The sequence below is a fragment of the Nitrosomonas sp. Nm33 genome (assembly GCF_900107265.1).
Classification (GTDB): Bacteria; Pseudomonadota; Gammaproteobacteria; order Burkholderiales; family Nitrosomonadaceae; genus Nitrosomonas.
Window position 1 is genome coordinate 1 of sequence record NZ_FNPJ01000096.1, and the last position, 8,869, is coordinate 8,869.

The following is an 8,869-nucleotide window of genomic DNA, read 5'->3' on the forward strand; positions in this document are numbered from 1 at the left end:
TGGGTGCTGCATGGGCCAGATGGCGCACACGTAACACTTCACCACACGCCGCGTTTCGTGACGACGGACATGATTGCGCTGAGAGACGCCGCTGTCGCCGGTGTCGGTGTAGTGCAGCTGCCGGTGGTCATGGCACGGGATCAGCTGGGAGCTGGTTCATTGGTTAGACTGGTGCCAGACTGGGCGCCAGGTCGGGAAATCATTCATGCTGTGTTTCTGTCCCGGCGCGGTCTTCTGCCATCCGTGCGGGCGTTAATTGATTTTCTTGCGCAGCGCTTCGAGATGCTGCCTGAGGACTAAGCTAACTTAAGAGCGCTATCAGGACTTATGCAACGAGTCCATCTCTGCCGCTGTCCCACTCATTGTTTCAAAAATAGAACTCTGATAACCGATTTTGCAGACTACACGCCATCCGCCTCCCAGCTTATACTTTGACTACTTGTTTATTGCAAGCATTATCGGAGCATAAATGTCAGAACAATTATCTTGCAGCGAGCGCACAACAACCATCGATGAATCTCTCTGGCCGCTATTGATTTATGGCTTGAAAGGCATCGAAAAAGAAAGCCTCCGAATTAACCGGGAGGGATCGATATCATCATCGCCTCATCCGGTTCAGCTTGGCGCCGCGTTGACACATCTGAACATAACAACCGATTATTCTGAAGCGCTGCTTGAGCTGATCACGCCAGCATTATCGGATGGAACGGAAATGCTGAATTCCCTGAAGGATTTGCATAAATATGTCTGCGCAAATATCAATGACGAATTACTGCTGGCAGCAAGCATGCCTATCGGCGATTTGCGGGATTCGGCCATTCCCATCGCCGAATATGGTTCATCCAATGTCGGACGGATGAAACACATCTACCGGCAGGGCTTAAGCTATCGCTACGGCCGCTGCATGCAGGTCATCGCCGGGATCCATTTCAACTATTCGCTTCCCGAGACATTCTGGCCGCAATACCAGCATTCCATGAGAAATGCCGACGATCTGCGATCCTTCACGACCCAGGCTTATATGGGAATGATCAGAAACCTGCAGCGCTATGGCTGGCTTATCCTGTATTTATTCGGTTCGTCCCCTGCAGTGAGCAAAAGTTTCCTGGATAGCCGCAATTCTGGTTATTCCCGCACGTTGCAGGAATTTGATGAGACTTCCTGTTACAAACCCTTTGCCACCTCTTTGAGGATGAGCGAGATCGGCTATTTGAATGCCGTTCAATCAATGTTTCATATTTCCTTTAACAGTATCGAAGAATACATACGGGATTTGGGCAAGGCAACGACGATACCTTATCTCGGATATGAAAGGATCGGGGCAAAGGCAGGCGACTAGTACCGGCAATTGAATACCCATTTCCTGCAAATCGAGAACGAGTATTACACTCCGGTACGGCCAAAACAGCCGACGAGACCCGGAGAGAGGCCGCTGCGTGCGCTGGGAAGTCGGGGGATTGAATATATTGAAATACGATCCGTGGATGTCGATATGTTTGAACCTGCGGGCATTGCGATCGAAACCACGCGTTTTCTTGAGGCGCTGAGTCTTTTCTGTCTGTTCCAGCCCAATTCGGGGCATGACTTGAAGCAGCATGACGAGATCGGCAATAACGCATTGTCGGTGGCCAATCTGGGCAGGGATCCGAGGCTTAAGCTGCTGGACAATGGGCATGAAGTCCCGTTGCGGCAATGGGCGCTGACGCTGTGCGAGCAGATGCGGGAGATCTGCGAGATCCTGGATAACGGCGATGCCGATATCCCCTATACCTGCGCATTGCACCAGCAGATCGAAAAAATTTGCCATCCCGAGTTGACGGCTTCAGCAAGGGTGCTGACGGCCATGCGCGCCCAAAAGATGTCAATTACTGAGCTGGCATTGCAGAAGTCCCATGAATACACCCGTTATTTCAGGAATGCCGCGCTGGATGCAGCGGTAAAGGGGAATTTCGATCTCCAGGTCAAGGCATCACTGGCGCAACAGAAACAGCTCGAGGCCACGGATGAGATCCCTTTCGATCAATACCTGAGCAACTATTTCTCGCAAGGCGCCTCAGCCAGCATCGTTCATTCCCGGGACTTGCACTTGCCTCAAAAACTACCTGACACCAGGGTCGAAACTGCTGCTCGGAGAATTTGGTGAACTCATGCAAACAGCGCAAGCACCGGCAAGGAATGGCCATGCTGAAGCCCATTCCCGGTAACGGGATGATCACTCCCAATGAAACCTGCCTTCGTTCTCGGCAGCGGGATTCCATCAGGACTTATAAGGACCCGAGCGTTGCCATGATGCGCGGAGCGACAGCCTGCGCGGCAGATGCGTCCGAAAGCCGTATAGCCGGGCGATACGCAAATGTCATTCCTTCACCTGAAAAGGAGCTTTCTCCATGACGTCGGCAATCGAAATCAGGCAGGTGCACAAGCGTTTCGGCCCATTGTATGCCTTATGCGGCGTTGATCTCGAAATCAACGCCGGCGAATTCTTTGCTTTGCTTGGTCCCAATGGAGCGGGAAAGACGACGCTGATCAATATCATCGCAGGTCTTGCCCTTGCCAGCAGCGGCAGTGTCAGGGTAATGGGGCATGATGTCGTCACTGGGTACCGTGAAGCGCGTAGCATGCTGGGCGTGGTGCCGCAGGAGCTGGTATTCGATCCGTTCTTCACCGTTCGGGAAACGCTTGTGTTTCAATCCGGCTATTACGGTTTGAAGAAGAATAACAGCTGGATAGACGAGATAATCCACCATCTCGACCTTGCCGATAAGGCCGATACCAACATGCGTTCGTTGTCTGGCGGCATGAAGCGGCGCGTGCTGGTCGCACAGGCACTGGTCCACAAACCTCCGGTAATCGTTCTGGATGAACCCACGGCAGGTGTGGACGTGGAATTGCGCCAGTCGCTGTGGCGTTTCATCAGGCAATTAAACCGCAACGGTCATACCGTTGTGCTCACTACGCATTATCTCGAAGAAGCGGAGGCTTTATGCGACCGCGTGGCAATGCTCAAAAAAGGCAGCATCTGCGTGCTCGATAGCATCAGAAATCTAGTCAGCAACATTTCCGAATACCGGATACGACTGCGGTTATCTCCCGGTACGCTGCCGGCAGCGTTGCAGCCACTGACAATCAGCCACGACCAAGGCTGCTACGTTCTGGCAATCGAGGAATACTCCCAGCTTGAAAATGTGATGGCCGCATTGCGCGTGGCCCAGACCCAAATCTTGGAACTGCAGATATTGCAGCCTGATCTGGAAGAAGTGTTCGTAAAGATCATGCATGATGCAGAGAGCTTGGAATCCGCATCGGCATGAATGGATTTCTTACGCTGCTCTACAAGGAACTGCTGCGATTCTGGAAAGTCGGGCTCCAGACCGTATTTGCGCCCATGCTGTCCACCTTGCTCTATCTGTTGATTTTTTCTCACGCGCTGGAAGAACGGATGCAGGCCTATCCCGGTATAACCTACACCGTTTTTCTGATTCCGGGACTGGTGATAATGGCCATGTTGCAGAACGCTTTCGCCAACTCCTCATCAAGCCTGATTCAATCGACGGTCTCGGGTAATCACATCTTCATGCTGTTATCGCCGCTTTCCTGCCAGGAAATATTCACTGCTTATGTACTGGCATCGGTGGTTCGTGGTCTGGTGGTAGGACTGGGCATTTACGGGGTGGCGGTGGGGTTTTATGAACTTCCCCTGTACTCGTTTGCATGGGTATTCGTATTTGCCTTGATGGGTACTGCGTTGCTCGGCGCCATAGGCATCATTGCGGGAATCTGGGCGGAAAAATTTGAGCAGCTTGCTGCGTTGCAGAACTTTGTCATCCTGCCACTGACGTTTTTATCGGGCACTTTCTATACGATCTCCTCGTTGCCTCCATTCTGGCGAGGATTATCGTATCTGAATCCGTTTTTCTACATGGTGGACGGATTTCGCTACGGCTTCTTTCGCTCCTCGGATGTTTCACCCTACCTCAGCCTCGGGATTCTGATGGCATGTTTCCTGGCGGTATCGTGGGGGACATTGCGAATGCTGAAAACAGGGTACAAAATCCGAAAATGATCCGTAGTAGTTTATCCACGACTTCCCCTTTTTCAGCCCGCAACATTTTGTCGCGTAGTTCCGCTGCACGTGCGTTAGAAATTCTTACAACTAATTAGTTACACTATAACAAGCAACAATACGTTACAGTGTAATTATTGATATTGTTCTTTTTCCCACTCGTCTATTTCACACCCCAATTTTTCCGCCAGTTCGTGGATAGCTCGTGCAATAACATCCTGTTTAGATTGATTCAGTCTCAAAACCAATCTTTCAAGCTCCGCATGTGTTTTCAGGTCGATGATTGACTGTAGCCTAAAGTTTTTACCTTTCACACCTATGTTTTTTTCTCTAAATTTTTTTTGCCTTTCTGCATTCGTCATTGCCATTTTATCAACTCCATATCATTACACTGTAACGATAAGAAAGCAAGCAAGATATTCATAAGAAAGTGCAAAATAATCGCTAATTAATGAAAACTAACCGACTATTTCAGATAAACACAGTTAATTTAAAACAGGGGATAGTTACACTATAACCACATGCAAAGAATTACACTGTAACAAAGAAAAACCAAAAAGAAAAAAAGAATGGGGTTGAGAGGTGACTAGCAGGGTATTTTACAGGGTGCCCTGACTGGGCGCTTTTTCCATCACTGACCTGATACGCTCCCTCTTATTGACTATTGATAACCTATTTATCAAGAGTAAGATACTCTCCATGAACCCAGATAATTTACCTGCCATCAAGCACTCCTCACATCGACTCTTAGACGTGGCCGATTTTTATCGGCTGGCAGAAGTCCCCCCCAAGATCGAATGGTTTGCCAATTTAGAAAATGTCTGCACCCGGCGTGCCTATAAAAATGCCCTGCATCATTTTATGCAATTTACCGGTATAGCCCGCCCGGAAGAATTCAGGCAAATTACCCGAGCCCATATCATCGCGTTCCGGGATGAACTCAGAAATCGTGATTTGTCGGGTGCCACCATCCGTCATAGCCTGGCAGCCCTTTCCTCATTGTTTGAATACTTGTGCGAACAGAATGCGGTCACACATAATCCGGTCAAGGGGGTGAAACGCCCTAGCGTGGAAAGCTATGAGGGCAAATCCCCGGCACTGGGCGATCATCAGGCGCGCGCGTTACTCGATGCGCCGGACGGTGTCTCCCTGAAAGGCAAACGGGACCGCGCCATCTTCGCGGTGCTGCTATACCATGCGCTGCGCCGCGATGAACTGTGCAAACTGAAGGTGAAGGACATCAAACAAGAGCGACGCGGGGTACTGCACATGAAAGTCTCCGGCAAGGGCGGCAAGATCCGCTTTCTACCGATCCATCCGCAGGTGGGAGGGTTACTGCATGATTATCTAGAGGCAGCCGGTCATAGCGAAGAAGATAGCGGCCCGTTATTCCGATCGCTGAGCAATAACCGGCATCAGCATGCACCCAAAGCGATCACCCCGGATGCCGTCTACAAGATCGTGCAAGCCTACTCCACAAAACTGGGGTTCAGGATCGGGGCCCATTCGCTGCGGGCCACGGCTGCGACCAATGCGCTCGATCACCAGGCGGATATTGCCAAGGTGCAGGAGTGGTTGGGGCATGCCAATATTTCTACCACGAGGATATACGACCACCGTAAAACGAGGCCGGAAGATAGTCCGACGTTCAAAGTGAGTTATTAACATTACGGAATAGATACATTAGACCAACAAAAGGTGAATCTGGATACACGCTCACCAAACCTAGTGGAAAACATATCATCACGGTGAATTCTCTGGAAATACAAGAGCGTCAACGATTCACCATTTGCCATGAAATAGCCCATATCCTGCTGGATTTGCCATCGAGCCATGAGGAGGTTCCATCTTGGGCCTATGCCAAGCGACATCCCAATGAAGTTGCCTGCGATCCGTTCGCTGTTGAACTACTCATGCCTTATCAGCAATGGCTGTCGACCGTACCTAAGGAAGAGCCTTCGTTGGAGCTTATCCAGTATATGGCCGACGAGTTTGGAACATCGTTTCCTGCTGCAGCATCAAGATTCGCCAGCTTGAGCGATATTCCCTGTGCTTTTGTTACGATGGAGCGTGGGTATGTTCGATATACTACTCGCTCTTTACAATTAAAGCGGGTAGGCGCATGGATATCACCGAGATCATCTATACCCTCTGACTCTGTCGCTCATCGACTCCGCACATCGAGTGTCAATTCTACTGTTACAGCCAAAATAGCCCAGGACATCTGGTTTGAAAACTGGGAAAAGGGACTCGACTTGTGGGAACTTGCTAGACACTACCAACCCATGGATACTACCATTTCCTTGCTTTGGTTTGACAGTGAAGACTTGCCAGAGGTGGAGGTTAATCGGTTTGGCACACGTATTAAAGATAATGAAGACTTGTCAGAACTTACAGGAGAACTACCGTGGCCCGGAAGAAATAAGCGACATTAATCAATCAATCGATCTACCAGATAGGTTCCAAGGGTATAAATAATCATGTCATAGGTAATTCCATGACAGGTGCGCAAATCCACGATGGTGATATGCTGGTGGTTGATCGCTTGGTTGAACCTAAACACGGGCAAATCGTGTTAGCGGTGATTAATAATGAATATCCTGGCAAGTGATTGCAAGTCCGCTAGGCGTGATCGAACTACACGCAGAGAATCCTGCATATCCCCCTATCCGTTTCCGTGAAAATGATGAATTGCAAGTGTGGGGAGTTGTAGTGGGAACCGTATCGCGATTAAGTGTTTAATGCCTGATCGCATCGCACTAGCATGGAGCAGTGGCAAAGACTCAGCCTGGGCTCTCTATAAGCTACAGCAAAACCCACAATGTGAGGTAGTAGTTTTGTTGACCACACTAAATGCTGAACACAATAATGTCATCTCACATGGCATATCCGCACAGTTATTAGCCTGCCTGGCTGCTGCTGTAAATCTGCCACTGCATCAGTTATCTCTCCCCTCTCCTTGTCCTAACGAGATTTACAATCAAATAATGACAGAAGCTTGTGCCCAATTAATTAACACTTATCAGGTGTCCCATATTGCATTTGGTGATCTCTACCTTGAGGATGTCTGGTCATATCGTGAACATAGTCTCCAAGGAAGCGGGCTCCAGCCACTATTTCCTTTATGGGGTAACAATACAGCCATGTTAGCCAGAGAAATGATTGGCAGCGGCTTAAAGGCATATATAAGTTGTGTGGATACTACCAGACTTCCCGCCTACATAGCTGGCCGAGAATTTGATCATGAGTTGCTTGATTCCTTACCTTCCCATATTGATCCATGTGGAGAAAATGGCGAATTTCACACATTTGTTAGCGCTACTCCATTCTTCTCCAAGATTATTCCTGTTCTCGTGAATGGGGTGCAGGAAAAGGACAAATTTGCTTTTGCTAACATAACTACTACTGATAATGTTTAATTCCACCCATCCATGACATTAAAAGTGATGTTATACCATATTTGTACGTCGTCAAACCAATTTGGACAGATTAAGCTCTTCTGAACAACCTTAATAGGTTCCCATAAAATCGCCTTTGCCGACTTCCAAACCATTGTGCCGCAAGATCGCATAAGCAGTGGTGACGTGGAAGAAGAATTGAGGCATGCCGTAGTGGTACAGGTAGTTGTGGCCAACCAGTTTTTTCTCTTTCGGCGTGCCCGGGCGTAACACGATTTCACGCGTTTCGCTACCTTCAAATTGCGCGGGCGTCAGGCTATCGATGAACGATAAGGTCTTGCTAATTCGTGCCTGCAAATCGGCGAAGGTCTGTTCGTTGTCTTCATACACCGGAACCTCAACTCCTGCCAGCCGCGCTGACACGCTCTTGGCAAAATCGGCTGCGACTTGCACTTGGCGGATCAAGGGGAACATATCAGGAAATAACCGCGCATCCAGCAATATTTTCGGTTCAAATTTTTTTTCGATAGCATATGCCTCAGCCTTGGTCAAAATAGCACTGAGGCTTTTCATTAGCTGTTTGAAAACAGGTACGGAAGTAGTGTAAATATAAGTTGTCATAGATTTATATCAGTTAATTGAATCCAGTGATTGTTATACGTTGAAATTGAGTATCTCATGAATGGGCATGATTTTGTGCATTCAACACTTGAAGTAAGCAATTAAAAACAGGGTTCAAGAAGGCTGGCTAGAAACTCCTGTCTTAAGCTAGCTTCATCAACATAATGCGAATAATAGCGATATAAAACCAAGTTTCATCGATACGTGTGAAACGTTTATGGTTTTTACTTAGTCGGCGAGAATGGCTCAGCCAACTGAAAGTGCGCTCGACTACCCAAAGACGGGGCAGCAATACAAATTTTTTGGTTTCCTTGGACCGCAATTCCGCTACCAGACAGAATATGAACCGTTCTGTAAAGCAATCTATAAGGCGATTAGCGTAGTCACCATACACTCAAAGCTTCTGTAGTTTCTTGCAATTGGCTGGCAGATGGCACAACAGTAAGCGAGCACAGTCACGGTCCTGAACGCTGGCAATTGTTACCATAACCGTTAACAATACAGCATAACCAGATAATTTTGATTATAATGCAAGGATGGCATATTCATTGGATTTTCGCCGTAAAGTGTTATCTGTTCGAGAGAAAGAAGGACTTACGATAGCCGAGGTGGCAGCGCGGTTTGATGTGGGTATAGCAAGCGTTGTTCGCTGGATCAAGCATGTTGATCGCAAACCTCAAGGGTTTCGCAAACGCAAGATTGATCTTGATGTATTGCGGCAGGATATTCTCGATTATCCCGATGCCTATCAGTACGAGCGAGCAAAACGTTTGGGCGTGGCGCAGAA

General features: G+C 48.5%; 12 protein-coding genes and 1 pseudogene. 11 read left to right on the forward strand and 2 right to left on the reverse strand.

Annotated features, from left to right (window positions below; all coding sequences use genetic code 11):
• Nucleotides 1-3: 3 nt before the first annotated feature.
• The 5 genes and pseudogenes from BLV54_RS13715 to BLV54_RS13740 all read left to right on the forward strand — a co-directional run bounded on the left by BLV54_RS13715 (nucleotide 4) and on the right by BLV54_RS13740 (nucleotide 4,063).
• Nucleotides 4-300 carry a LysR substrate-binding domain-containing protein gene (locus BLV54_RS13715; RefSeq protein ID WP_256329516.1) on the forward strand — a complete coding sequence of 99 codons (297 nt, stop codon included), beginning with the start codon at nucleotides 4-6 and terminating at the stop codon, nucleotides 298-300.
• A gap of 169 nt (nucleotides 301-469) precedes the next feature.
• A pseudogene (gene gshA, locus BLV54_RS17010) lies at nucleotides 470-2,143 on the forward strand (glutamate--cysteine ligase).
• A complete protein-coding gene (locus BLV54_RS13730; protein ID WP_090572188.1) occupies nucleotides 2,140-2,391 on the forward strand; it encodes a hypothetical protein in 252 nt (83 codons plus the stop codon). The pseudogene gshA and the gene BLV54_RS13730 overlap by 4 nt, the downstream one beginning before the upstream one ends.
• Nucleotides 2,388-3,311 (forward strand): ABC transporter ATP-binding protein, encoded by a 924-nt coding sequence (locus BLV54_RS13735; protein WP_090572189.1) that lies wholly within the window; start codon nucleotides 2,388-2,390, stop codon nucleotides 3,309-3,311. The genes BLV54_RS13730 and BLV54_RS13735 overlap by 4 nt, the downstream gene beginning before the upstream one ends.
• Nucleotides 3,308-4,063: an ABC transporter permease gene (locus BLV54_RS13740; protein ID WP_090572190.1), complete on the forward strand. Its 756-nt coding sequence runs from the start codon at nucleotides 3,308-3,310 to the stop codon at nucleotides 4,061-4,063. The genes BLV54_RS13735 and BLV54_RS13740 overlap by 4 nt, the downstream gene beginning before the upstream one ends.
• A gap of 134 nt (nucleotides 4,064-4,197) precedes the next feature.
• Here BLV54_RS13740 and BLV54_RS13745 read toward each other — a convergent pair whose 3' ends face one another.
• Nucleotides 4,198-4,431: a hypothetical protein gene (locus tag BLV54_RS13745; protein ID WP_090572191.1), complete on the reverse strand. Its 234-nt coding sequence runs from the start codon at nucleotides 4,429-4,431 to the stop codon at nucleotides 4,198-4,200.
• Between the two features lie 331 nt (nucleotides 4,432-4,762).
• On the opposite strand from BLV54_RS13745, the gene BLV54_RS13750 reads away from it, so the two are divergent.
• From BLV54_RS13750 to BLV54_RS13765, 5 genes are read left to right on the forward strand one after another with little or no spacing between them, the layout of a single operon-like run.
• Nucleotides 4,763-5,728 (forward strand): tyrosine-type recombinase/integrase, encoded by a 966-nt coding sequence (locus BLV54_RS13750; protein WP_090572192.1) that lies wholly within the window; start codon nucleotides 4,763-4,765, stop codon nucleotides 5,726-5,728.
• 17 nt (nucleotides 5,729-5,745) lie between these two features.
• Nucleotides 5,746-6,498 (forward strand): ImmA/IrrE family metallo-endopeptidase, encoded by a 753-nt coding sequence (locus tag BLV54_RS13755; RefSeq protein ID WP_090572193.1) that lies wholly within the window; start codon nucleotides 5,746-5,748, stop codon nucleotides 6,496-6,498.
• 35 nt (nucleotides 6,499-6,533) lie between these two features.
• Nucleotides 6,534-6,674 (forward strand): LexA family protein, encoded by a 141-nt coding sequence (locus BLV54_RS13760; protein ID WP_339389442.1) that lies wholly within the window; start codon nucleotides 6,534-6,536, stop codon nucleotides 6,672-6,674.
• Between the two features lie 17 nt (nucleotides 6,675-6,691).
• Complete coding sequence (locus BLV54_RS17375) at nucleotides 6,692-6,805, forward strand: LexA family protein (protein WP_371113305.1); 114 nt, start codon at nucleotides 6,692-6,694, stop codon at nucleotides 6,803-6,805.
• On the forward strand, nucleotides 6,805-7,482 hold the full coding sequence (locus tag BLV54_RS13765; RefSeq protein ID WP_090572195.1) for a Dph6-related ATP pyrophosphatase: 678 nt from the start codon (nucleotides 6,805-6,807) through the stop codon (nucleotides 7,480-7,482). Before BLV54_RS17375 ends, BLV54_RS13765 begins: the two co-directional genes overlap by 1 nt.
• A gap of 90 nt (nucleotides 7,483-7,572) precedes the next feature.
• Here the strand turns inward: BLV54_RS13765 and BLV54_RS13770 are convergent, their stop codons facing one another.
• Nucleotides 7,573-8,082, reverse strand: coding sequence for a DUF1993 domain-containing protein (locus tag BLV54_RS13770; RefSeq protein WP_090572196.1), 510 nt, complete (start codon nucleotides 8,080-8,082; stop codon nucleotides 7,573-7,575).
• Nucleotides 8,083-8,618: 536 nt separating this feature from the next.
• Between BLV54_RS13770 and BLV54_RS13780 the strand changes: the two genes are divergently transcribed.
• On the forward strand, nucleotides 8,619-8,869 hold a 251-nt coding region (locus tag BLV54_RS13780; protein WP_090569664.1), incomplete at its 3' end, for an IS630 transposase-related protein.